The following is a 23,883-nucleotide window of genomic DNA, read 5'->3' on the forward strand; positions in this document are numbered from 1 at the left end:
TAAACAAGCTGACTATGCGCAATATATTTTATATCGCTATTGCTTCTGCCCTGGTTTTCGTGCTGGCGCCCGCGTGCCAGAAGGAGCAGGACTTTACTTTTAAGGAGATCAACAAAATATCGGTAGTAACAGAAGATTCGTCTTTTACGCTCACGCAGCTGGATACGCTGAAGATCGTTACCGATATCCGCCAAACCAAACCCGGCGCCACACTGAGTTACAAATGGACGGTGTACCCACGTGCTTACCTGGCGGGAACAGCTGTTGAACTCTCGAAGGAAAAGGACCTTAAAACGGTGATCAACCTTTCGCCAGGCACCTACTTTGTGCAGCTCGATGTTACTGATAGCGGCACTGGTGTTGTATCACAGATACAATACGGCCTTACCGTCAACGGCGCTTTTTACGAAGGCTGGATGGTAGCCAACAACAAAGATGGTAACGCCCGCCTTTCCTTTATCCGTGCAGATGATACACTGATACTGAACGCTCCCGGCACCACCAATAAAAAAGAGTATCCTGGTAAATCGCTGGGAATAGGCGCCGGTATTGCTTCTAACATCTCCCTGATCTACTTCTTCACCGACCAGGGCGCATTCCGTTTTACGGCTAATGATATGTTTGAAAACGGCACGAATACGGCCATCTTCCCCAATGGTAAACAGTTCTCCGCGCAGGTGGGATATGGGCTGAACAAACTGGTGGCCGATCAGTATATCGTAGATAAGGATGGTTTGTATGCAGGTTTTGGCCCGGTGTTTTACCCGCAGGAGGTAACGAAACCTTTCTCACCCCGGCTGGCAGGCGATTACACTTTATATCCTTACCCCATGTCCGGCACTTATTACACCACTTTCTTTTACGATAACAAGTATAAACGCTTTATGCAGCTTGGTTACCTGGAAAGGGACTTATTGACAGCGCCTGCAGCCACCGGTGCCGCGTTTGATATGTCGAATACCGGTAAAACGCTGATTGCTGCTGATATGGGGGCAAGTACTTTCAGTACCGCGGACTTCTACCTGGTAATGGCCGACGCTACTACCCGCTACCTGTATTCACTGGCTGCAGGCGTGCCCGCCATGAACCAGGTGATCGGCAATAGTCCGGATATAGCTACGGCTACCGCATTTGCAACTTCCAGTGCATTTAAACACCTGTATTACGCCTCCGGCAATAAGGTTTATCTCTACGATATGCTCGCCAATAATGCGCGGCTGTTATACACCTTCCCGGACGGTTACCAGGTGAAAGACCTTGAGATGTTACGCTCCACCAGCAAACGCCTGGTAGCAGGTGTTAACAACGGTGCGGCAGGAGAGGTGTACTACTTTGATATTGGTACGACGGGCGACTTTGTCAATAATACCTACGTGAAAAAGTTCACCGGCTTCGGCGACATCGTTCAACTTGTTTACCGCAATAAATAACTAATAGTAAATAGCTTAACATGACATTTAAACAAACATTACTGGCAGGCCTCCTCTTATACGCAGGAAGCCTGAATGCCCAAACCATGCAGGTTGCGGGCGATGTAAAAGGACTCAGCCGCGATGTACTCATCATGTCGGGCAAAGGCAAAATGGATACACTGAAGGTGACAGACGGCAAGTTCTCTGGAGTTATTGATGTAGCTGCAGAACCCGAAACGCGCCGCATCTTCATTGGCAAAATGGGTTTGCTGATATGGGTGGAGAAAGGTGCGATGAATATTACCGGTGATACCACTGATTTTAAGAACATCGTTATATCCGGTACTAAAACAGAAGATGAAAGGCGTGTTTATCAGGCGGCCCTTAACAAATCGACGGATGCTTTCAGAAGTAAATACGAAGTGTTGGCAAAAGATACATCAGCAAGCGCGAAAGGCGAACTGAAAAAGGCATTAAGCGAATATTCGTCCATGAGAAAGAAGCACAGTAAGGAGTTCATAGCTGCCCATCCCGACAGCTATTACAGCCTCAGTCTGTTATCTGATATTAAGGAGGATGACTACGCAATGGTAATAGGCTTGTTTAATAAGCTGAGCGAGGATATTCAACAATCAGAGAACGGAAAAAAGTTCCGTGAATCAATGAATATTTCCAGGCGATCAGCGGTAGGGCAAACCGTATTAAACTTTACGAGAGATGACCTTAATGGTAAACCGGTGTCTATCGCTGCTTACCGCAGTAAGTATGTGCTGGTCGACTTCTGGGCCAGTTGGTGTAAGCCATGCCGTGCGGAAAATCCTAATGTACTGGCGGCTTACAACAAGTATAAAGACAACAACTTCACCGTACTCGGCGTAACCATTGACGATGATGTGGAGAAGTGGAAGCTGGCCGTAGAGGAAGATGGTATGCCCTGGACACAGGTGCGCGACCGTAACGAGCGTAAAAGCGAAATACTGGATTACTATGGCATCAACGCCATTCCCAGCACGCTGCTGATAGGCCCCGACGGAAAGATCATTGCCCGCAACCTGCGCGGCGAAGAGCTGCATAAGAAGCTGGCGGAGCTGATTAAAATTTAATCATATCAACTTAGAAAAATGAAAAAGGTAATGAAAGGATTAACGATGATGCTCCTGGTTACAGGCAGCGCCATCGCACAATCCGATACCAGTGTATCTGGCTTGTTTAATGCCGTAAAATCGGAGTCCGACCCGGTGCTGATGGAAAAACTGGTAGCACAGATGTCGCGCGTGACAGAAAGGGAAAAGCCGGCCAACGGTGTATTTCTGCTGGAGTACAGTAAAATGCACAATGTGGAGGCTTATGCCGCCGCCGGGAACATGGCAAAGGCCCTGGCGTTGCGGGATGCGATGGCAAATGGTAGCCAGAAGGATGCCGCCACGCTGGTGGTGGCCCGCGAACTGAGCGAAAAGAATAGGCTCAGCGACGCTGAAGCGCTCCTAAAACCTTACCTCGATAAAACCGTACCTGCGGCCACTTACACGTCCATGATGGAAACGGATTACACACCGTATTTCAGTTTACTGAACGGGGTGCTGCAGTACAAAAAGGGGAATTACGGGCAGGCTGTTACCTTGCTGGCAGGCAGCCGGGATGGTGAAACACGCGAGTATTACGTCCTGGCGCTGCAGGCCGCCGGTAAAAAAGAGGAAGCCTTAGCGGAAGCCGATAAACTTTTACTGGCGCCCGGCGAACGCAGTGAACAATTCCTCGCGGGAGCCAAAAAGCTGTACGGCAGCGAAAAAAAGTTGCAACTGGCGCTTGATGCCGCCGCGACTATCAAAGAGAAAAAGGTGGTGGAGAAAATGGCTAAAATGAAAACGGAGCAGCCCGCACCTGATTTCACACTCACCAGCGCAAATGGCAAAACGGTATCGCTGGCGAGCCTGAAAGGTAAAACGGTGATCCTCGACTTCTGGGCTACCTGGTGTATACCCTGCGTAGGCTCATTCCCGGGTATGCAACGGGCGGTCGACTACTACGCTAAAGATACCAACGTAGTGTTTATGTTCATTCATACCTCCGAGAGGTCGCCTTCGGCTACCGACGATGCCAAACGCCTGCTGGCCAACAGGAAGTACCGGTTCGACCTTTATATGGACCTTAAAGACGCCACCACAGGTAAGAACACGGTAGCCAGTACTTTCGCGGTACGCGCCCTGCCCACCAAGTTTGTCATCGATAAAAACGGCATTATCCGTTTTATTAATACCGGGTTTGTAGCCGAAGATGAGGCTATCCCGGAAATTAAAGCCATGGTAGACATGGCCAACGGCAAGTCCATCTGATCAAAATAGTCGCTTAGCCCCAGGCCCGCTTCCGGTAAATCCGGGGCGGGCCTTGTTTTTACGTACGCTCATCCTTTTTATGTTGCATTCCTCCCATAAACCTGCTATTTTTCAGCAACCGATTGTAAACGATCATTTAAAAATAGATTCGCTCTCATGAAAAAACTGATATTGGGCCTGGCATTGTTTGGTGCCATTGCTACTACAGCCACGTTAAAAGCACAGGATAAGGCATCCACTAAACTCGGCTGGAAACTCGGCGCACAGTCTTACACTTTTAACCGTTTTACCCTCACGGAAGCCCTGAAAAAGCTGGACTCCTGCGGACTTAGCTACGTAGAATGTTATCCCGGCCAAACAATTGGCGGAGATATCGAGGGCAAAATGAACATTAATATGGACGAGGCCACTCAGCAAAAAGTACTGGCGCTGCTTAAAAGCCATAAGATCCAGCTGGTAGCCTTCGGCGTAGTAAGCGCGAAAGACGAAGCGGAATGGGAACAAACCTTCAAATTCGCCAAGGCAATGGGCATCGGCATTATTACCGCCGAACCCCGCAAACAGCACCTCGATGCTGTTTCTGCCCTCTGCGACAAATACCAGATCAAATTAGCGATCCACGATCACCCGAAACCAAGCCAATACTGGCATCCCGATACCGTGTTGGCTGCTATTAAAGGCCGTAGCCCGCTGATGGGCGCCTGCGCCGATGTTGGTCACTGGGTACGCTCGGGCCTCGATCCGGTGGAGTGCGTTCAGAAACTCAAAGGCCACATCCACAGCCTTCACTTCAAAGATCTGAACGAAAAAGCACCTAAAGCGCACGACGTAGTTTGGGGTACTGGTGTAAGCAACCTGAAGGGAGTAATGCAAGAACTGAAGAAACAGGGCTTTAAAGGCGTGTTTTCTGCGGAATACGAGTACCACTGGGAAAACAGCGTGCCTGAAGTAAAAGAAAGCGTTGCGAACTGGAGAAAGATGGTAAAGGAACTTTAGTCATTATCTTTTAAGTTGATAGATGAGCCCTGGCGTAATGCCGGGGCTTTTTCGTTTAATAGCCGTCCGGTAATTTAATACCAGTTGTAATGCATTCAGCATACTGTCGGCACGCACTCGGTGCGCTGTCAACATGCATTCAACATGAACTCAGACTAGGGTCAGATTAGAGTCAGATTAGGGAAAGATTAGGGAAACATTAGAATAATATTAGAATAGAATTAGAATAAGCAAACATGAACATAACTTAAGTACAGCACTAGCAACGCACTAATCAAACAGTGTTATAGGGAAATGCAGGCAGTTGAGAAGGAGTAATGGCGATGATCATGGGAATGTATGAGAAAGGGACTGATACTAAATTAGCAGGATTCGGCGGCCACCCTTTATTAAAGGGAGCTTCGGGCTAAATCGGGGGATACATGGACCAGGGAACTGAACGTTGCCCCAATATTGTTACTGCGGCTGAAGGGAGTGATCTTTAGATTTTTTGCGCGGTACAACAGGTTATTGCGTAGTGAGAGATCCTGCGGATGCTAAACTATTTAGTGACGCCCGCTAACGCGGGCACACCATATAGATTAAGCGTACGTCGGTTAATATAATCCGCCGGGCAGTGGTGCTTGGTTTCTGCCCGATAATGTTCAAACAGTTGAAGGGAGTGACACAACGGCGGCTGATAGTAATTCCTGAGCTGGTGCCCCAAAAAGCAAAAGCGAAGACCAGGAGGCCTTCGCTTTTGCTGTAGACTATTTTGACGTATTACTTGTTTGAATCGGGTGGTGCCGGAGCGCCTGCGCCGGTGTTGAACTGGGCTGCACCTTCCTGGGTGCGGGTAGTGTCACCGGAGAATTGCTTCTTCATGTCTTCCAGCATGGCCAGGAATTGTTGGGCACGGCGGGCATCGTCCTGCAGGTCGTTGGTGAGACGGCTGGCGGGGAGGCCGCTGTAGTAAGCCATTTGTTGCTTCAGGTCTTTTTCTACCTGGGCAGAAACGGCCTGACCCTTTTTGATATCGCCAGCCAGGTAATAAGCATATACCACTTCCATGGTGTAGAGGTTATGCAGGTTACCCGGAGAGGTGAGTGCGTAAGGGAAGTTCGGGTTAGCCAGCAGAGAATCGGCACGGTTCAGGACGCTGAGGGCCCTTTTCTGATCGTTTTCCTTCGCCAGCGCCACACCTACTTTCGTATAAGCGTTACGGATGCTCTGCAGCATACGGCGGTTAGGTTCATCGAAATAAACGCCTGGTTTGTCAGCATTACCGAAGGCAAATTTGTTCATCAGTACGTCGTATGCTACCGGGATGTTCACATTATCGCTAAGGCCGGGCAGGATTTCTTCTGACTGTGGCTTGCGGATAGGGACCAGGCGGTAGGTAAGACCATCTACGCGCATGTACTCGCCCAGGCCCAGATCGGTAGGGCTGGTGAAGTAGATGGGACGTTTCCAGTCGTTAGCCGCGATGATGTCATATACTGCGAGGTCGTTTTTATACAGAACGGTTTTGTTCAGTACGAAAGCCATCTGCTCCTGGATATTGGCACTGTCGGCGGCGGATACGGTACCGTTTGCAAGAACGGTTTTCTTATCAACCGGGATGTACAGGTTTTTGGTCGGGAGGAAGTTGATTCTTTCACCTGTCTGCGTTTGCGCCCTGAAGCGGTCGTCGTCGGAAGCCATGAAGTTCATTACTTCTTTCAGGTTATAGAATTTATCCTGCGGGAACAGGCCAGCATCGTAGAAGCTGATGTAGTTGCGTGTTTCGCCACGGTATTTGTCAGGGCTCCAGGTCATCGGGATGGCCGGGCTCTGGTTAACCGCTTTACGTTGCTGGTCGATGTACCAGTCAACACCCAACAGGCTCAGGTTAATTACGCGGATGTCCGGACGAATGCCTTCTACTTCCTGAGCGTACCAGAGCGGGTAAGTATCGTTATCACCTACGGTGAACAGGATAGCGTTAGGAGCGCAGGACTCGAGGTAGTCTTTAGCTACGTCGCGGGCCAGCACTTTCTGCGAACGATCGTGATCGTCCCAACCCTGGGCGGCCATTATTACAGGCGCAGCCAGTAAACAGATCGCTACAGAACCAACTGCGGCTACTTTGGCGGCTTTCTTAGACAAGATATCGTACAATGCCAGTACGCCTAAACCGATCCACACGCAGAACGCGTAGAAGGAACCTACGTAGGCGTAGTCACGCTCACGTGGCTGGTTGCCCGCCTGGTTCAGGTACAGCACGATAGCGAAACCGGTAAAGAAGAACAGCAGCGATACGATGAGGGTATCTTTGCGGTGACGGCTATAATGGTATACGAAGCCTATCAGGCCCAAAATCAGCGGGAGGCCGAAGAATACATTATGCGCCTTATTATCTTTCAGGCTGTCAGGCATGGTGCTCTGATCGCCGTAAATGAAATTGTCGAGCGGGGCAACACCACTGATCCAGTTACCATCACGTACGTTACCAAAGCCCTGGGTATCGTTTTGTTTACCAACGAAGTTCCAGAAGAAGTAACGCATGTACATGAAGTTCACCTGGTACTTCATGAAGAACACGATATTGTCGCCAAAAGTAGGTTTCTCACCTTCTTTAAGGCCGAGGAAGGCACGGTAGTAGTCGGCATGACCCTGGTCGTTGCTGGCATCCCAAACACGGGGGAACAGCATTTTGTCGCCAGGAGCGTAAACCGGCTCCATTTTTTTACCGGCCACCATGTACTTACCCTCGTTACGGGCGTACACATTGCCTTTTTCTTCCCAGGTCTGAGGACGGGCAGTAAACACCTGACCGTATAACAGCGGGAAGTCGCCATACTGCTCACGGCCCAGGTAACCTACCAGGGAAACAGGGTTATCTACATTATACATATCCACCGAAGGGTTCGCGCTCGAGCGGATCATGGTGGTGATATAAGTGGAGTAACCCAGTAACAGGAAGATGATAGAAGCAGCGGTGAGTCTTACCGCATGTTTAATTTTTTCTGCATTCAGTTGCACGTCAAATGCCTTCAGCACATAAGGAACAGCCAGCACGATACCAACTGCCACGAACCTGAAGATGCGGATACCAGTTTTGTCGCCATCTGCGAAAGCCGGGATCAGTACTACAGAACCAATAAGTATTAAAGGGGCATACAGACCGAACTTCGGGTTTTTGTAACCATAAATCATTACCGCCAGGATAGCGACAAAGTAGAAGGTAAAACCAGAGAAGAAAGGCAGGCCCAGTTTGTTTACGAAGAATACGTCCATCATGCCCGATACCTTAATGGTATCCTGGATCACGAATTTCTGCACCGCACCGGTAATAAGGCAACCGATCACAAATGCCCAGAAAGTACCCCAGGCCGTAACCTTACCACGTTTGAAGTAGTACACCATTACGATAGCCGGGATGGTGAGGAGGTTGAGCAAGTGGACACCGATAGAAAGGCCCATCAGGTAAGCGATGAATACGATCCAGCGATCGGCATATTTTTGGTCCGCTTCATGCTCCCATTTCAGGATAGCCCAGAAAACGAGCGCAGTGAACAGGGAAGACATGGCATACACCTCGCCTTCCACAGCGGAGAACCAGAATGAGTCGGAGAAAGTGTAAGCCAGCGCGCCTACAACACCAGCACCCATTACCACCGTCATTTTTTCGACAGTGATCACATCACCAGCCTTAATAATAATGCGGCGGGCGAAGTGGGTAATGGTCCAGAACAGGAACAATATGGTAAAACCACTGGCCAGGGCCGACATAATATTTACGCCCAGCGAAGCTTCAGATGGTTTAAATGGCATGGTGAACAAACGGCCGATAAGCACAAACAGGGGCGCTCCGGGAGGGTGGGGCACCTGAACTTTGTAGGCTGCAGATATAAACTCACCGCAGTCCCACAGGCTTCCGGTGGCTTCCATAGTCATAAGATAGACCGAGCAGGCGATAATACAAACAATCCAACCTACTATGTTATTGGTCTTGTTAAAATTCATAAGGTCAATTTAAGATTCGGACAAAAATAGAAAAACTAAGCAATTAAGAAAGCCTTAACTACAGTTTTAACTTTTTCTAAATATATTTTTTTGATAAAAAGCCGTATAACATCACTCCACTGTCAGGGATCTGCGCACCGACCAGGCTTCCGGTTTACCAGCAAAAAGAATTTTGGTGGCCGCCCAGGTTTCCCGGAAAAGGTCAGAATTGCGGTAATTATCAAGGTGTTGCTCGCTTTCCCAATGACTATAAGTGAAGAAAACGTGGTTTTCGGACGAGTGGTTCCATAATTCCAGGTGGGTACAACCTGGGAAATGACGGATCTGCGCCTTCTGTTTATCGAATAGCCTGGTAAATTCCCCCACCCTTAGCGGGTCGAAGGTCATTTTAACAATACGTAGGATCATGTTGTAACAATGCCGTAAAACCGGCAATATACGTTCATTCGGGAAAATACCGGAGGAAATACGGCCGCTACTTAGCCACGGCCATCTTTGCCCTTAAGGCAGCCTCCTTTTCCGCGCTCCAGTAAGCACAATCCAGTTGCAGCAATACCGAGGAGTAGGGGATGCGTTCGTTCGTTTTCAATACCAGTACTCTGAATTGAGTGGCTGCGGCGTCCAGCCGGGTAAATACCGAATCGTGCAACATGCTTTGTACCGGCGCGCCTTCCATCAGCTTTAATACTTTGGCCGACAGGGCAGCTACGCCAGGCGCCGCATCTTCTGTAATAAAAGCCAGTTCCTTATCCTGGTAAAAGACAGGTTTCACGTAACCAGAAGCTTTCACCGCACTTATTACTTCTTCCAGCACGGGGGCGAGGTTTTCGTTTGTGTTGATGTAGGTAATGCCGGGTGTGTTTTGCGCCGGGAATGCCTGGTCGGCCACCACTATCCAGTTGCGGTGCCCCATCAGCGGCATGGCGGCTTTCAATTCTTCTTTCCAGCCGGGGGCTGCGGGAGCAGGGGGCTGTTTACAGGCGGAGAAGCTGGTAAGCAGCAGTAGTGGAATGCTACATTTCAAAAAACTACGCATAGCTAGGCGATTGAGATTTTTAACGACTTGTTTTCTTTGATGGTAACAGGAGCGGCAAAGGAAAGTTTCAAGCCACCTTCTTCGCGTGTAACGCTCGCTTTTATAAGCTGGTCGCCCAGTTTCACGGTAGCCTTCGTTCCCTTTGCTGCGACCAGGCTAATGCTGTTCAGCTGCAACGACCCGTAACGGAGTTTCAGTTTGTGAGCGCCATTGCCGTCGCTGGCGTAAGTGCCCCAGCCTTCGGCGGCGGTAAAAGGTGCTTTGAAACCTTCGGCGTTTTTCCATTTCGGCGCAAAAGCGATGTGGCCTTTAGGTCCGTGGTACTCAAAACCGCAGGCGGTAATAAAAGTGCCGTAGCTGGCCATGGCGCGGGCGTAGTGGTCGCTGCACTCTATTTCGTTAAAAGGATTTCTTTTGGCTGCATGGTGCCTGTCATGGATACAACGCGTGAGGGCCAGTGCTTCGTCCGTCATGCCTTCTGCCATCATATGGCTGGCTACCTGGTGTTCAAAGCCCGACATGCATTCGTGGAAGTAGCCCAGTTGCCAGGTTACATCTTGGCCGAAGGGGCGTGGCTCGTTATGTGGGTTCGTGTTCAGGATCATGCCACCTTCGCCGGCCACTGCATAAGGCCGGCCGCCGATGTGCGTTTTTATATAAGGGCCTACGTCTTCCGTGAAATTGTATTTCCATAATGCACGTAACGCCGATAATGTTTTTTCCTTGTCCCATAATCTGCCGAGACCTACCTGCCAGGCCCAGCTCTGGCCATATACCTGGTCGATGTGACAGGTATTGTAGGATCCCAGTTTTTTCCTGCCCTGTACAGCGTCGGGGCGATGGATAAAGTATTCGCCGTTAAACAGCTGGTCCATATTACGGCTGCCTTTTTCCACATAATCCTTACAGATAGCGGCAAAGGAGGTGTCGTTCATTTCCTCCGCCATCAGTTGCGCTGCTTTGGCCGCCGCTATGCAAAGGCCGGCGATCCAGGCGATCTCACCTTCCCAAACAGCATCCAGTGTATTTTCCATCGGCGTATCGGTAAGGCCGTCGCCGTTTTTATCCTGTGCCAGCATAAAGCGGACTGCCTTCTTCGTATTTTCCCAGTTGTGTTGCAGGAAATCGTTGTTAGCGCTCATCTGGTGTTCGCGGTACATGCGGAGGATGCTGCCTGCCTGCCCGTCGATGGCCGGGCGTGTTTCAAATTCAGCGCGGAAAATAATGCCGCCATTTTCCTCCATGCCAATACCGAGGTCGGTGCGTTGGCGGCAATCCCGTTCCAGCGAAGGGAAGATGCGTGCCATAGTTTGTGCATACTGCCAAACGTGTGTGCAGGTGCCTTCGCAGGCGTTTACGCCTTCCCACGACCAAAAGCGGCCGCTCGCAAAGCGATAGGTGTTAGCAGTGGCGAGGGTGCCGATATTCAGGAAAGTTCTTTCCAGGAACCAGTGCGGCAGGGTAGAGTCGTAAAAAGTATCTTTCCAGCGTAAGGTTTGTTCCCAAAGCTGCGGATGGATGGCGATATGTTTACCGGCTTCGGCGGCGTTGGCAAACTTTGCCCCGTAGAAGTGCCCGTTGCCGGTATCTTTCAGTTTAGTTTTGAGTTGAGGCAACAGGTGGTTGAAATGCCAGCTCAACGCAAACCGGGCGTTGGTAGTGGCGCCAGGCTTTAATGTATACGGTTTGGTGGTGATGGCACCCACCAGTTTTTCCGATGCGGCCACAGTGGACGGTGTTGTTTTTGCCTTCAGCAGGTCCTTGTGGTCGAGCGACCATGGCGTAGCTTCGGTATTAACCGTGCCGCCGCCTGCCAGTAAAGTGATGCAGGTAGAGCCATCGTCGGCCTTCAGTTCGGCGGGCTGCGTTTTATATTGGAAATCGCCGTACACGCTGCTATAGGTGCCGGCTTCGATAGCTATGTTTTGCTTTAAGCCTTCACCATCCTGCCCGGATATTTTCCTGGCACCGTTTTCGAGCCAGCCGGTGATGGTGGCGGTCATGTTTCGGGGCGAAAGGTTTTTGACGCTGATGTCGAATATAGTAGCCGGGGTAGCGGAGTTGTCGGCATCGAGTGGAATGAAGAGTCCACCGGCTTTCACCGTTACCTCTGCCAGTGTTGATTTGTATCGGATGGTAGCTACCGGGTAAGTGGCTTCGAAAGTCACCTCATCCCAGTCTTCTTCTTTCAGTTCTTTAAAAACGGTGGTCTTATCTGTTTCCATCAGCAAACCAAACCCCTGCTCCAGCACACGTTTATTAGCGGCGATGGCAGGTTCTACATAAGATGCGCCATCACGGTTGCGGATCTTTTTTTCACTCACACCATCATTCCAAAGCACCGTTTTAGGATCGATACCTTCGCGCGTGTCGTTGTAAACGCCCCACAACCAAAGCCTGCCATCGCCGCCCAGGTACACGGTGCCTGCATGCAAACCGCCCGCTGGCATACCGATGTACTTCAGTTCATTGCGGCTTTTGAGGTAGGTGGTCGGTAAACCGCGGCTGTACAACGATTTAATCCATGAAGGGGCTAGTTTTTTATCAACAGGAATGTTATGTAATGGGCCTTGTGCAAAAGCCTTTGCCCATGAAGGCAGGGAAAGGCTTAGCAGGCCTGCAGCTGAAACAGCGGATTGCGTAAGGAATCTTCTACGGTGCATAACTTGGATTTACAGATCACATTGTAGAGAGTAAGGTATGGATAAGCTTTGCTAAATTACATATAAGAGGTAAAATTCCTATAAGGAAAGAGAAATTACCATCAGAAGTGTGCTTTCGAGTATATTGCTGACCGCTATGAAGCTACATCGTTTATTATCTGCGTTGATCATATGGGCTGGTAATGCCGGCTTCATTGTACTATGGGGGATTTTTGCCCAACTGAACGCTTTCCTTGCATGCGGATCATCTTATGGCAGCGGGCCTTGCTGGAATAAAGTGTTCGTCGGCTTTGCGATAGCTTATCCGGTAATACTGGGGTTGTTGTATTGGAGGCAGATAATCGTGAAAGTGTGGTGGGTGGCACTTGGTTGCCTGTTGTCCTGTGTTGTTATCTTATGGTGGTTTTTTCTGTTGATCTACTCGAACACCACCCTTCCCGTCTGGTAGTAAGCCAGCTTCAAAGGCAGGCGAACGATCTCCTGTACTGCATTACCTGCAATCATGGTAATAAAACCATTGTCGGCGCAGCAGATGTACTGATCTTTGAACTTCGCGATCAGCATATATCCGACTTCTTATCGAACAGGTTGATGAGTACGATGTGAAAAGTGCCGGCGGGGTAGTTTTCAGTTTAGCTTGGAGGCAGCAGGTGGTTGAAACGCCAGCTCAATGCAAACCGGGCGTTGGTGATGTCGCCCTATCATCGTACATTCAATCTCCCCAAACACGCGAAATATGAATGCTATATTGCTCTTGCTGCTCTCCTGTATAACCTCGTTGCCCGCAGGTAACACTATCAATAAACCCGTTATTTGCCTTACTTACGACGATGGACTTGATTCTCATCTGCAAACCGTACTGCCTCAACTGAATACGGCAGGATTTAAGGCTACATTTTTTCTGAATGCTATCAGGGGTGCCGCTACAGTGATCGGAGCGCCTTCCCCGGCGGTGAAAGGTTGGCGCATGGCTGCTTTGCAAGGGCATGAGTTGGGTAACCATACCCTGTTTCACCCTTGTCCGCAGGCGCTGGGCTGGCCTGGCGAGCTTTCTATTGAATCTTATACGGTTGACCGGCTGATGGCAGAAATAACTGCGCAACAATCATTACTGGCGGCACTGGATACTACCCGCAAACAGCGCTCGTTTGCCTATCCCTGCAATAACACCGTGGTGGCTGGCGTCGATTACGCTGCTATGCTTCGTGAAAAGGGCCTGGCTTTGTATGCACGCGCGGGTGGTGATAGCAGCAGTATTATTGCAGATTTTAAGAAGCTGGATGCTGGTAAAGTTCCCAGTTGGCTGGTGCCGGAGGGGACAAGCGGGGAAGCCTTAATAGCTTTTGCTCAAAAGGTGAAGCAGCAGGGTGGTATGGGCATTTACCAGTTTCATGGTGTAGGTGGCGAGTTTTTTCGGGTAACACCGGCAGCACATCAACAGTTGGTACGTTACTTACAGGAACATCGGGAAGAATATGAGGTGCTTACATTTTCGGCGGCTATGGAGCTGGTTACCCGCCGGTAACTATTCGAACACCACCCTCACCGTCTGGTAATAAGCCAGCTGCTGGTAAGTAGCGTTCTGCACCAGCTGTTCACGGCTGAAGCCCTGCAAACCGAAGAGGCCTGCGGCATTACCCTTGTTTACAGCTATTTCGAGGTAACCGGCAGAATTAAACATGGCTACCTTCTGGCCTTCGGCAACATCGCTGTAGGTTTCGCTGATGGTGGTGATCATTTCATTACGGCGGAACATGATGGCGAACTTGCGGTCGGCGCGTTGTTCTTCGAACTGCTCCCTGGTGATATTCACGATTACGTTCTCGAAGTTATCGATATGAATGATCTGCCCTTCGATATAATCGTGGCCCGTAAGCGGCTGGAGGTTATTTTTTACGATGATGTTTTCCGCCCTGGGGCCGAGTTCGGCTAAAGCAGTACCGTCGCACATGCTTTTGATGGCAGTGGCGAAGGTAGCGGTAACGTTCAGTGTATGTTTGGGTTCGGCCGGGTTCAAAGGCAGGCGAATGATCTCCTGTAACGTATTGCCGGCAATCATGGTAATAAAACCATTGTCGGCGCAGCAGATGTACTGGTCCTTAAACTTCGCGATCAGCATATAATCCGACTTCTTATCGAACAGGTTGATCAGTACGATGTGAAAGGTGCCGGCCGGATAGTATGCGAAGGCGCTTTTGAAGATATAAACGGCTTGTGGCAGGTTAAAAGGAGAGATGCGGTGCGAAATGTCCATCACACGGGTACCCGGACAGGTTTGTAGTAACTGGCCTTTCATGGCAGCTACCAAATAATCCTGTAAACCGATATCAGATGTGAGTGTTACTATAGACATTTCGAGTGTTACTTTTCCTTTTTTTCTGCTAAAAAAAACTGTTTCGGGATTAGAGTGCAAAGAACGTGCAAATCTTTACATGGCGTGCTTTTGCGCGTTCTTTTATTTATTCAGATATAACGATGTGGATTAAACGTTCCGCAGATTTCCTAAAAAATATTTGGAGCGAATAAATTATTTGTTACTTTTGCACTCCGCAATTGAGAAACTGCGGTGCGAAAGTGTAGGATTCCGTAGCTCAGTTGGTAGAGCAATACACTTTTAATGTATGGGCCCTGGGTTCGAGTCCCAGCGGGATCACAGAATACTCTCAAACTTGTTTAAGCCGTATGGATCGTAAGATTTATGCGGCTTTTCGCATTTGGTGCCTGAGTTGTATCCGGTCTGTCTGCACGATGTCGATTTCTCTAATAGTTCCCATTCTGGTGTATTTTCGCTCCTTTGCCAAAGTTTATTGTTATCCTTCATCGAAAAATCTGAGTTGATGTTATCAGCTTATATTTTTACCAATGCTCTCATTTCTTCAATTTTAGCTACCGATACTTTACTCTTGTCGTACGACAGGTAAAATGTATTGGAGGCTTCTTCCACACCTTCCCATATTACAGCAATGTTGCCCTGCCTGGCGAAGTCGTGTGCCAGGAAATCTGATACCACACTTACGCCTTTTCCCTCACCGATCGATTTAAGTATCGCACTGAGATTGGGTATGATGTATTTAGGTGCGATGGCCGGCCGTTTGCCGAAATTCGTTGTCCAGAATTTCCTGATAAGCGCCAGGTCGTCGCTGTATGCGTACCAATCCTGCTTCAATAGCCATTTTTCAATCTCCCCGTAGTCCTGGTTTCTTACCTGTGTTCGGAAAACGCGTACGTCCATCTTTTTATTGGCCACTACTACCAGCTTCTCCGTAAGCACGGGTTCATGTACCAGGTGTTTCTTTTCCATTGCCTTCTGGCTGCCAATCACAAAGTCAAGATCACCTTCCGTCAGCTGTTGTATAAGCTCTTTTCCGATACCGAACGATACGTTCAGTTGCGATGGGATCTTTTTCATGCGCGCCGTAAGCTTCGAGTTGAAAAAATCCAGCGGGGCGCCTAGTCGAATGGTCGGCAGTTTGTTTAACGCCGGTTTTTGAAAAGAGCGTTCCACAGATCCCAGGTTTTCCATCGATGCCACCACCTGCGTGTAGAGTCGTTTACCCGTTTCGGTAGGAACGAGTTGCCTCGGCAGCCGGTCGAACAATTTGGTGCCAATATACTGTTCAAGGGCGGCCAGGTGAACACTTGCATTCGGTTGTGAAATAAGTAGCTCCTGGGCGGCCTTCGTAAGGTTGCCTTGCTGATAGATAGCAATAAAAGTTCTATACCATTCCAGATTTACCACGCTGCAAATGTATTCAAAAATTAATAGCAAACAATAAATTCTATTAATATTTTAATAATTAATTTCGGACGATATACGGATTTATGGATTGTGTCTGAGCCATGGTATTACGTTTTGAGCTTGTTTGCCTCAATGTGTCGTTTGTCAGGATTAGCCGGTTGCTATTCAAATTTTAATAGGAGAGAATGGGGAGGGTGTTGTGTTTTTTATCTTTCTAAAAGAAAAATTTGGATGGAAGTAAATTATTGTTACTTTTGCAGTCCTTAAAAAATGGGTTGATTTCGTAGCTCAGTTGGTAGAGCAATACACTTTTAATGTATGGGCCCTGGGTTCGAGTCCCAGCGGAATCACTGGAAATTTGCAAGACCTGCGCGTAGCGCGGGTCTTGTGTTTTTAGTCGAGTAGTTGGTCGAGTTCCTTTTGAATTACCACTTTTGCTTTCCCGTACTTTATACAGGTTAACCAGCTTTTACGAAGGTACGAACAATGCACCTTACTATATTTGCAAAATAATCATAGCATGGAAACAGCCTAAAATTTAATGATCAATGAACCAATATATAGTAGATACAGAACATGCGGCAAAAGGTCTAATAAATGCCATTTTTGAGGAGGAAAAGAAATTATTGGAAATAGAAGAAAAGTATGCTAAACTCTCAGCAATTTATAACATTTTAAAAATGCAATATTTGGGTTCTGATGATCCCACAGACATCGATGACCCAGAAGTGATAGAAAAATTAGCATTAATGAGTACATTTTCTAGCGTACATAATCTACCCTCATTAGGACAAGAAGTTACAGCGTTGAAGAGGTCCTTGGCCAATAAGGCATTATCGATTGATGCACTATCAGGAGCACTTTTACAGATTGCTAAACAAGGTATATCTACAGTTTATGGAGGGCTTTCTAGTTGTAATGAAGGGCGTGCAATTGGTTTACAGAGCTTGAAAACTGTGGTATGGGAAGCACGAAATCAAGCAAATCATTGTGAAGAAGGTAATCCCAAGCGTAATGTCAAGGAGTGTTTCGAAAAACTAAAGACAGATTTTGGAACAAAATTCGACATCACCATCGAACCAACAAAGAGCAAAGCCAAATCTATCCTTGATCTATTAGAGTGGAAGAACTACGAGAATTATCTCAGAGACCTAGAATCCCTTCTTGGATAAACGAAGATATATATTAACGATAGGCTAAACACTACCGTTCCATCTGCCGTCATAGCATGGAATTGCATATTGGATTTAGTTTTATTTAGAGTCACCTGAGGAAATTATTTTCGTATCCTTGTTGTAAACGTTATAAACAACTGCTGCCTTGTTTCTCGTTCTTCTATCATCAGAGATAAAAAAGTCGCAGTAGCTCGCAAAGAAGCAATGCTCAGCATCCCATAGTCTTGCATAATTTGATGTTGGTGTTTCCTTATCTTTCCAATAGCCAAACATGTCAAGCAATTCAAATACTCCTGCAATTCGGTTATGCAGCCCAAATTTTTTACCATCAGGATGAAGCTGAATGCCATATTCAATCATTTCTAAGAAAGATTGATTTGTTCCCCAACTTGTTAGCTTAGTGTTCAGGTGGTCAATTACTTCTATCGCACTGTAGTTGTTTAATTTTAAAATGTCTATTCCTAACTGTCGCCTTATATCTTCTTTTTGTTCTTTGGATATTAGGTTCATGAAACCTTTTATTGCGGTAATGCCGGAGGGAACAAGGGTAATTGTGTCATAAACTTCCCGTGGATCTTCCATTATATGTGTCAGCCTGTTTCCATTTAGGTCTAAATACAGATAGTTGTTCTTAAAAATGTTTCTTACTGTGTCAAGCCTTTTTGTTAGTAGGTCATCCTTGGAGATAGATGAATTGCCGGGAAAACTTTCCACTTCAAAAATATGGGCTGATGAATAGAAAAATCGGAGTTTCCCGTTAGGGAGAACTGATTTTACACTATCAAGTGTATAGTCGCCGTTTTCAATTGAAACGATTATATTATTGTCAAGATAAACTGTCATAGATAGTTACTTAATAAACGGGCTCATCAACAAAAAATACCATTGAAAAGTTTTAAACTTAATATTAACCCAATGTTACAGCTTATTAAACTGTATATTCTTATTATGGATAAATAACATAATGCCAGTATATTCCAGCTTTTACCATTGCTTTATGATACAGTAAAGATGTAGCAAAATATATTTGGAAACTGGCCCCTTAATTTTGTATATCTATTGAGCATTGTTGTTTTTTACTTAAAAAATTAGGATATGAGAAGTTCGAATTTGAAGCGGTTGAAATCCTTTTTCACCTTTGATCTCCCCTTTAATGCTGGTTATAACAGGCTATCATTACACGCTATTCACAAACAACAAACCCTATCTTTCCCCAGCTGGGATATTGAAAGTACCCGAAGAAAGATCATTGCTGATTACTGGTATCGGCATGTACTTTATCATTTTTCATCATTATTTACTTTGGCTTTGCTAATTGTTCTGCCGTTTAATCTACACCTTAGTTTACTTATCTATACTGGTTATGTTTGGGGGCATTGCATTTTCAGGAGTTCTTCTTTGTGTTTATTTACCCCGGTTTGTTTCAAAATTCCTGCCACAACTGGAAGTGGTATTAGCTCATTATAAAAGCAGCCGGCCTTTAATAAGACAAGAAAAATGTGCAAAAACACAACCTAAAATTCCCACCTTAACTGTCATCCACTATGTACTATTACAAACTGCCGGTGTCAAAACAATCGCCTGTGATCAACGATCAGCCCAGTTAATAAACATGTTAACGGGCGTAGATACCGATAGTATCAAGGAAAACCTACGGAGGATTTACAAACCTGCCATGCTATCACCTAAAGAGAAGGCAGAAGTGTTAAAAGGTGTTGCTGCTGCAAGGTCATTTTTCGGGAGGTTGGATCATCCTCCAGCATTTAAGGTACTAGATCAACTGGAAATGAAGTTAATATAAAAATTAATATTTATTGATGCATACTTCATTGACTATCAAATGAGATATGACGGTTTTCCCAATCCATAAAAATTATTTTTATGTTTTATTTTCTTGTTCAATAAGCCTTAAGCATAAATGTATTGTAGATAGGTAACAATAAAATATCCACGAATGCCACAATGGCTTGTCATAATCAGTTTTTTGCCGAACGTTATGATGGCGGATTCCAAAGGTATTTGCAATTTCAAAAAGTTCATTTGTGTCCTTACTCATTAAAACGTTTTTAATCTTTGGCTTTAGATACTCAAGGACATCTGCAAGATCTCTCAACGCGTCCCTCCTTTCATCTAGGCTAGAGGTAGCTCTTCTAAATTTCACCATAGCCGCAGATACCTTCAACTTGATATTGCTTTCATCTGATGTAGGTATTGGGGCTGCAAATAAATTCTCAAATCCCTCTTCAATACTTTCCAGAATCTCACCCTTATCAGAGATCTCTAAGTTCCTATATCGCTTTAAAAGGGGATTAAATGCTTCTCTAAATTCCTGTCTGCCTAAATTATCATCGGAGGCAGAGACGTGTATCCCACAATCGTTCCAGCTATGATACGATGATACTGTTGGCTTGGAACAACAGTCATGCAGAAGTTCAATCATCGTGAAAAGGTCTACATCAGAATAATGATTCAGCTTCGTAGAAATAGGCCAAAGATCGCTTTTACCTACTTTCATAAATATCGCAGTATCAATATCATCTCCTAATATTCCATTAATATCACCATCAGTACAATATAGGCCAAAATATTTTTGAAAATACCCCTCATTTTCTAACTGGCGATATTTTAGAAGAAATGCTTTTTTAAACATTTCATTGCTTACGGCTTCAAACTTTGTATAACCTTTTCTTATATTATAATATTCTCTTTCTTCCATGAAATAATTTTGTAATACAGTTCATCTAATATAATGTTTTTATTCTATAAAATGATTGGCAGACTATTTCTCTTAAACATGTTTTCTAAGTATACTTAGATTTTTCTTGCTTGGCTGTTACCGTATTTTTGCCGCCTAAACAGTTAAGTGTATGAAAGAAAATGTGCAAATTGAAAAGGCTGAGGCACCCATGTTATTCCCTTTTGACCCAGACCAATTTTGGCTGCGTGTCCGGTTGATTATCCGGGAAGAAATTATAAATGCGGAAAGGGCCAACCCTGCTCTCCCAGTTTATGAAACACCCGGCCTCACCTATAAGCCCCTTTACAAGATCGGTGAGGTCTGCCAGCTATTCCAGGTCACCAAGCCCACTATTTATGACTGGATTAAACACGGTAAGCTAAGCCCCTACAAAATCCGGTCAAGGGTCTATTTTCTTTGGAACGATATACAGCAATTGTTACAGCCGAAAAAAGATGGACAGGTTGCCCGGTAGATTGACTGGCAGCTTTGCTACCTGTCTGCGGAGATCGTACAGGCGGCCTTGCCACCTGTACGCGGATATTAGGTAGGGCAGTGTGGCTGCCTGCCCGCGAAGATTGACGGGCAGCTTCGCTACCCGTCGCGGAAATTGTACAGGCGTGTTTGCCCCCTTGTACGCGGGACAAAGAACGGACTTCGCTCCGTTAGCGAGCGGTGTTTTTGCTTCGCAAAAACTCGCTCGCTTTTGCTCCCGCTGGTCGCAAAAGGTTGCCCGCAAGCGGGCAAGCATTAAAATTTTCGGTTATGAGTGAGAAAAGGAAAGGCCGCCCACCCAGCCCGGTAAAACGTCAGCTCCAGGTTGGGGTAAGGCTCAACGAGGAAGAAATGAAACGGGTGAAGCAACAGGCGCAAAGCGCCGGAATGAAACTCATGCCCTACATGCGGCAGGTGATCCTGCGGGGAAAGGTCGTTGCCCGGCTGGATGAGGAAGGCCGTCAATACCGGCTGGCCCTGATCGGGGTTGCTAACAACATCAACCAGATGGCTAAAACCTGCCACCAGAAAGGATATTTGTCCGCCTTGACTGCCTATTACAAGGATTACGCCCAATTATGTGAAATCCTGAAAAAGTTAAGTGATGATAAGTAAAGTAATAACGGGTAAGTCTTTTTCGGGTTGCTGCCGGTATGTCTGTAAACCGGTAGAACGGGCGGAGATCCTGTATGTTCATGGCGTTAGGGAATCCGACCCTAAACAGATGGCTGAGGATTTTGAACAGAACCGCCGCCTTTTGCCCAATAAGCATAGGGCCGTATTTCACGGTATTTTAAGTTTCCATCCAGATGATAAGGTAACAAACGAGCTGATGGCAACTCTTGCCCAAAAGTATCTCCAGGAAATCGGCCTGATAAACACACAGGTGGCGGTTGTAAAGCACACGGACAAGGCCCATCCGCATTTGCATATTATCGCCAACCTGGTAAATCTGAACGGCAAAGCCATTTCCGATAGCTGGTTAGGTCTACGCGGCAGCGGAATCACAGAAGTCAAAGCACAAAACCCGCATAAAACATACGTTTTATGCGGGTTTTGTGTTTTGCAATCATGGTGGACTATTTTGGAATTCGAAAACGAAATTAGGGGAGCTATAGAAAAAAAACAGGGCTCAGTATTAAATTGAAGGAAGATGTTGCATTTCTTAAACTACCCGGATCAGTAAGCGGGCGGCCGCTTGGGGTAATATTTCGTTTTACCCTATTTTTGAATAAATTCTCATACTACATGCCGCATACAGTTATTGGTCAATATCTCGACGACCACTTCCCGTTCCTCGACCCCGCACTTAGGAGTACTATTGCCAGTATTGGCTTTATCAGGGAGATACCTGCAGGTGGGGTACTGATGCGCAGCGGTGAATTTCTTAAGTACACGATGCTGGTGGCCGAGGGGAGTATTAAAGTGTATCGCGAATCGCCGGAGGAAGGAGAGATTTTTATGTACGAGCTGGAGCCTGGCAATGCCTGTGCCCTTTCTATGATATGTGCCACTACTGCCAGGGCCAGCGAGGTAATGGGCCGGGCGGAAAAGGATGCTGTGCTGGTCATGTTGCCGATCGAAGAGATGGAAACGCTAATGAAGGAGCATAAAAGTTGGTATCGCTTCGTGGTCGAATCTTACCGCAGCCGCTTTGAAGAGATCTTAGAGGTGTTGGATAGCGTGGCTTTTCGTAGTATGGACGAACGTTTGCAGCATTATTTAGGTAAGCAGAGTATCCGGCTCCATACCCGGGAGCTGAAACTTACCCACCATGATATTGCTTCCGATCTCAATTCCTCCCGCGAGGTGATTTCGCGTTTGCTGAAAAAGATGGAACAACGCGGACTGGTGTCCCTGGGAAGGAATATTATAGAAATAAAATTTGTTGTGTAACCCAGGTCACCGTATTTCCCTGGCAGATGTCTGAATTTTGTTTTAACAAAACAGACATATGATGGTTGTTGGTTACATAGCTGCCGCTTTTATCGGTCTTGCGCTGGGCATGACCGGTGGCGGTGGCGCTATTCTTACGGTGCCGGTACTGGTATATCTTTTTGGCCTTTCTCCTACATTGGCTACTTCTTATTCTCTATTTGTAGTTGGTAGTACCAGCCTGGTAGGTGCTGTTAGCAATTACCGCAGGCGCCTGCTGGACTGGCGTACGGCTTTCTTATTTGGTCTGCCCTCTGTAATCACGGTTTTTGCTGTCCGCAGGTTCCTGTTGCCATTAATTCCCGGCACGCTGGGCCATATACAAGGATATACACTTACCAGGGATACTGTTACGATGATGCTTTTTGCGCTCCTGATGGTATTGGCAGCATTCTCTATGTTTAAAAAGACGTCGGATAATGGCAATAATGCCGGGCAGCCGTTTTGTGGCCGCTGCCGGCTTATACTTTATGGTATTGGGCTTGGTATGGTTACAGGTTTATTAGGGGCCGGTGGCGGTTTCCTGCTGATCCCGGTGCTTGTTGTGCTGGTGAAGCTGCCAATGAAAACTGCGGTAGGTACGTCATTGCTGATTATTGCCGTTAACTCGCTTACTGGTTTTGCCGGTGACTTCGGAATGTATGATACGAACTGGCTCTTTTTAACAGGGCTTACAGTAATTGCGGTGGCAGGCATCCTGGCTGGTGGCCGCCTGGCCCATAACATTCCTGCCGTTCTACTGAAAAAGGGGTTTGGTTTACTGGTATTAATTACCGGTGTTCTTATGTTAATCCATGAAATTTTATAATGATGATAGCAGATTTTTTACAGCGGCCCTGGCCCTGGTATGTGGCCGGACCATTAATCGGTCTTACAGTGCCCACACTCTTGTTGCTGGGCAACAAGTCGTTCGGCATCAGTTCGTCCCTGCGCCACGTATGTGCAGCCTGTTTCCCTTCTGACATACCATTCTTTAAGTATAACTGGAAAAGTGAGGCCTGGAACCTGTTTTTTGTTGGGGGGATTTTGTTGGGTGGACTCATTATGGCACTGTGGCTTTCCACACCATATGATGTGATGGTGCATCCTCAACTGGCTAAGGAACTGGCTGGCTATAACATCGGCACCGGCGGGTTATTGCCGGCGGAATTATTCAGCTGGCAGTCGCTTCTAAGTGTACGTGGGTTATTGGTGATGGTGGGCGGCGGCTTGCTGGTCGGTTTCGGGGCCAGGTATGCGGGCGGCTGTACCAGCGGCCATGCCATCATGGGACTGTCTACACTACAATGGCCATCTCTTGTTGCTACCTGCTGTTTCATGTTAGGGGGGCTGGTTATGGCAAATCTCATATTGCCTTTTATTTTATCGCTTTGAA

General features: G+C 47.0%; 22 protein-coding genes and 2 tRNA genes. 15 read left to right on the forward strand and 9 right to left on the reverse strand.

The annotated features are described in order from the left end of the window. Positions 1 to 14: 14 nt before the first annotated feature. The 4 genes from QZT80_RS17630 (at position 15) to QZT80_RS17645 (ending at position 4,741) form a co-directional block, all read left to right on the forward strand. Positions 15 to 1,430 (forward strand): PKD-like family lipoprotein, encoded by a 1,416-nt coding sequence (locus QZT80_RS17630; RefSeq protein ID WP_295124950.1) that lies wholly within the window; start codon positions 15 to 17, stop codon positions 1,428 to 1,430. Between the two features lie 20 nt (positions 1,431 to 1,450). Continuing rightward, positions 1,451 to 2,515 (forward strand): TlpA disulfide reductase family protein, encoded by a 1,065-nt coding sequence (locus tag QZT80_RS17635; protein WP_295124953.1) that lies wholly within the window; start codon positions 1,451 to 1,453, stop codon positions 2,513 to 2,515. A gap of 18 nt (positions 2,516 to 2,533) precedes the next feature. Next, positions 2,534 to 3,745: a TlpA disulfide reductase family protein gene (locus tag QZT80_RS17640; RefSeq protein WP_295124956.1), complete on the forward strand. Its 1,212-nt coding sequence runs from the start codon at positions 2,534 to 2,536 to the stop codon at positions 3,743 to 3,745. 156 nt (positions 3,746 to 3,901) lie between these two features. Then, positions 3,902 to 4,741, forward strand: a complete 840-nt coding sequence (locus QZT80_RS17645; RefSeq protein WP_295124959.1) for a sugar phosphate isomerase/epimerase — start codon at positions 3,902 to 3,904, stop codon at positions 4,739 to 4,741. Between the two features lie 762 nt (positions 4,742 to 5,503). On the opposite strand, the gene QZT80_RS17650 is transcribed toward QZT80_RS17645, so the two are convergent. From QZT80_RS17650 to QZT80_RS17670, 5 genes are all read right to left on the reverse strand, one after another. Then, positions 5,504 to 8,728 carry a DUF2723 domain-containing protein gene (locus QZT80_RS17650; protein ID WP_295124962.1) on the reverse strand — a complete coding sequence of 1,075 codons (3,225 nt, stop codon included), beginning with the start codon at positions 8,726 to 8,728 and terminating at the stop codon, positions 5,504 to 5,506. A 111-nt stretch (positions 8,729 to 8,839) separates the two neighbouring features. Further along, positions 8,840 to 9,136, reverse strand: coding sequence for a putative quinol monooxygenase (locus tag QZT80_RS17655; RefSeq protein WP_295124965.1), 297 nt, complete (start codon positions 9,134 to 9,136; stop codon positions 8,840 to 8,842). A 67-nt stretch (positions 9,137 to 9,203) separates the two neighbouring features. After that, complete coding sequence (locus tag QZT80_RS17660) at positions 9,204 to 9,764, reverse strand: RbsD/FucU domain-containing protein (protein ID WP_295124968.1); 561 nt, start codon at positions 9,762 to 9,764, stop codon at positions 9,204 to 9,206. A 2-nt stretch (positions 9,765 to 9,766) separates the two neighbouring features. Next, on the reverse strand, positions 9,767 to 12,427 hold the full coding sequence (locus QZT80_RS17665; RefSeq protein WP_295124971.1) for a GH116 family glycosyl hydrolase: 2,661 nt from the start codon (positions 12,425 to 12,427) through the stop codon (positions 9,767 to 9,769). Positions 12,428 to 12,844: 417 nt separating this feature from the next. Then, on the reverse strand, positions 12,845 to 12,991 hold the full coding sequence (locus QZT80_RS17670) for a hypothetical protein (protein WP_295124973.1): 147 nt from the start codon (positions 12,989 to 12,991) through the stop codon (positions 12,845 to 12,847). Between the two features lie 172 nt (positions 12,992 to 13,163). Here QZT80_RS17670 and QZT80_RS17675 point away from each other — a divergent pair, with 172 nt between their 5' ends. Then, positions 13,164 to 13,952 carry a polysaccharide deacetylase family protein gene (locus QZT80_RS17675; protein WP_295124976.1) on the forward strand — a complete coding sequence of 263 codons (789 nt, stop codon included), beginning with the start codon at positions 13,164 to 13,166 and terminating at the stop codon, positions 13,950 to 13,952. On the opposite strand, the gene QZT80_RS17680 is transcribed toward QZT80_RS17675, so the two are convergent. Continuing rightward, entirely contained in the window at positions 13,953 to 14,780 is an 828-nt protein-coding gene (locus tag QZT80_RS17680; RefSeq protein ID WP_295124979.1) for an SAM-dependent chlorinase/fluorinase, read from the reverse strand. A 227-nt stretch (positions 14,781 to 15,007) separates the two neighbouring features. On the opposite strand from QZT80_RS17680, the gene QZT80_RS17685 reads away from it, so the two are divergent. Further along, a tRNA-Lys gene (locus QZT80_RS17685) sits at positions 15,008 to 15,080 on the forward strand. A gap of 195 nt (positions 15,081 to 15,275) precedes the next feature. Here QZT80_RS17685 and QZT80_RS17690 read toward each other — a convergent pair. Continuing rightward, positions 15,276 to 16,196 (reverse strand): LysR family transcriptional regulator, encoded by a 921-nt coding sequence (locus tag QZT80_RS17690; protein WP_295124982.1) that lies wholly within the window; start codon positions 16,194 to 16,196, stop codon positions 15,276 to 15,278. A 247-nt stretch (positions 16,197 to 16,443) separates the two neighbouring features. On the opposite strand from QZT80_RS17690, the gene QZT80_RS17695 reads away from it, so the two are divergent. Then, a tRNA-Lys gene (locus QZT80_RS17695) sits at positions 16,444 to 16,516 on the forward strand. 198 nt (positions 16,517 to 16,714) lie between these two features. Further along, a complete protein-coding gene (locus tag QZT80_RS17700; RefSeq protein ID WP_295124985.1) occupies positions 16,715 to 17,338 on the forward strand; it encodes a hypothetical protein in 624 nt (207 codons plus the stop codon). Positions 17,339 to 17,419: 81 nt separating this feature from the next. On the opposite strand, the gene QZT80_RS17705 is transcribed toward QZT80_RS17700, so the two are convergent. Continuing rightward, positions 17,420 to 18,184 carry a hypothetical protein gene (locus QZT80_RS17705; RefSeq protein ID WP_295124988.1) on the reverse strand — a complete coding sequence of 255 codons (765 nt, stop codon included), beginning with the start codon at positions 18,182 to 18,184 and terminating at the stop codon, positions 17,420 to 17,422. A 520-nt stretch (positions 18,185 to 18,704) separates the two neighbouring features. Here QZT80_RS17705 and QZT80_RS17710 point away from each other — a divergent pair. Then, positions 18,705 to 19,142 carry a hypothetical protein gene (locus tag QZT80_RS17710; RefSeq protein ID WP_295124991.1) on the forward strand — a complete coding sequence of 146 codons (438 nt, stop codon included), beginning with the start codon at positions 18,705 to 18,707 and terminating at the stop codon, positions 19,140 to 19,142. 78 nt (positions 19,143 to 19,220) lie between these two features. Here QZT80_RS17710 and QZT80_RS17715 read toward each other — a convergent pair whose 3' ends face one another. Further along, a complete protein-coding gene (locus tag QZT80_RS17715) occupies positions 19,221 to 20,057 on the reverse strand; it encodes a hypothetical protein (protein ID WP_295124994.1) in 837 nt (278 codons plus the stop codon). 151 nt (positions 20,058 to 20,208) lie between these two features. Here QZT80_RS17715 and QZT80_RS17720 point away from each other — a divergent pair, with 151 nt between their 5' ends. From QZT80_RS17720 to QZT80_RS17745, 6 genes are all read left to right on the forward strand, one after another. Continuing rightward, positions 20,209 to 20,553: a helix-turn-helix domain-containing protein gene (locus QZT80_RS17720; RefSeq protein WP_295124997.1), complete on the forward strand. Its 345-nt coding sequence runs from the start codon at positions 20,209 to 20,211 to the stop codon at positions 20,551 to 20,553. A 290-nt stretch (positions 20,554 to 20,843) separates the two neighbouring features. Beyond that, the gene (gene mobC, locus QZT80_RS17725; protein ID WP_295124999.1) at positions 20,844 to 21,188 is read left to right on the forward strand and encodes a plasmid mobilization relaxosome protein MobC; all 345 of its coding nucleotides are present in this window, start codon (positions 20,844 to 20,846) and stop codon (positions 21,186 to 21,188) included. Beyond that, the gene (locus QZT80_RS17730; RefSeq protein WP_295125003.1) at positions 21,178 to 21,720 is read left to right on the forward strand and encodes a relaxase/mobilization nuclease domain-containing protein; all 543 of its coding nucleotides are present in this window, start codon (positions 21,178 to 21,180) and stop codon (positions 21,718 to 21,720) included. Before mobC ends, QZT80_RS17730 begins: the two co-directional genes overlap by 11 nt. A gap of 101 nt (positions 21,721 to 21,821) precedes the next feature. Further along, positions 21,822 to 22,469: a Crp/Fnr family transcriptional regulator gene (locus tag QZT80_RS17735; protein ID WP_295125006.1), complete on the forward strand. Its 648-nt coding sequence runs from the start codon at positions 21,822 to 21,824 to the stop codon at positions 22,467 to 22,469. 58 nt (positions 22,470 to 22,527) lie between these two features. Continuing rightward, positions 22,528 to 23,316, forward strand: coding sequence for a sulfite exporter TauE/SafE family protein (locus QZT80_RS17740; RefSeq protein ID WP_295125009.1), 789 nt, complete (start codon positions 22,528 to 22,530; stop codon positions 23,314 to 23,316). Beyond that, a complete protein-coding gene (locus QZT80_RS17745; RefSeq protein WP_295125012.1) occupies positions 23,316 to 23,882 on the forward strand; it encodes a YeeE/YedE thiosulfate transporter family protein in 567 nt (188 codons plus the stop codon). Before QZT80_RS17740 ends, QZT80_RS17745 begins: the two co-directional genes overlap by 1 nt. Position 23,883: the final 1 nt, after the last annotated feature.

Source organism: uncultured Chitinophaga sp., assembly GCF_902168175.1.
Lineage (GTDB): Bacteria > Bacteroidota > Bacteroidia > Chitinophagales > Chitinophagaceae > Chitinophaga.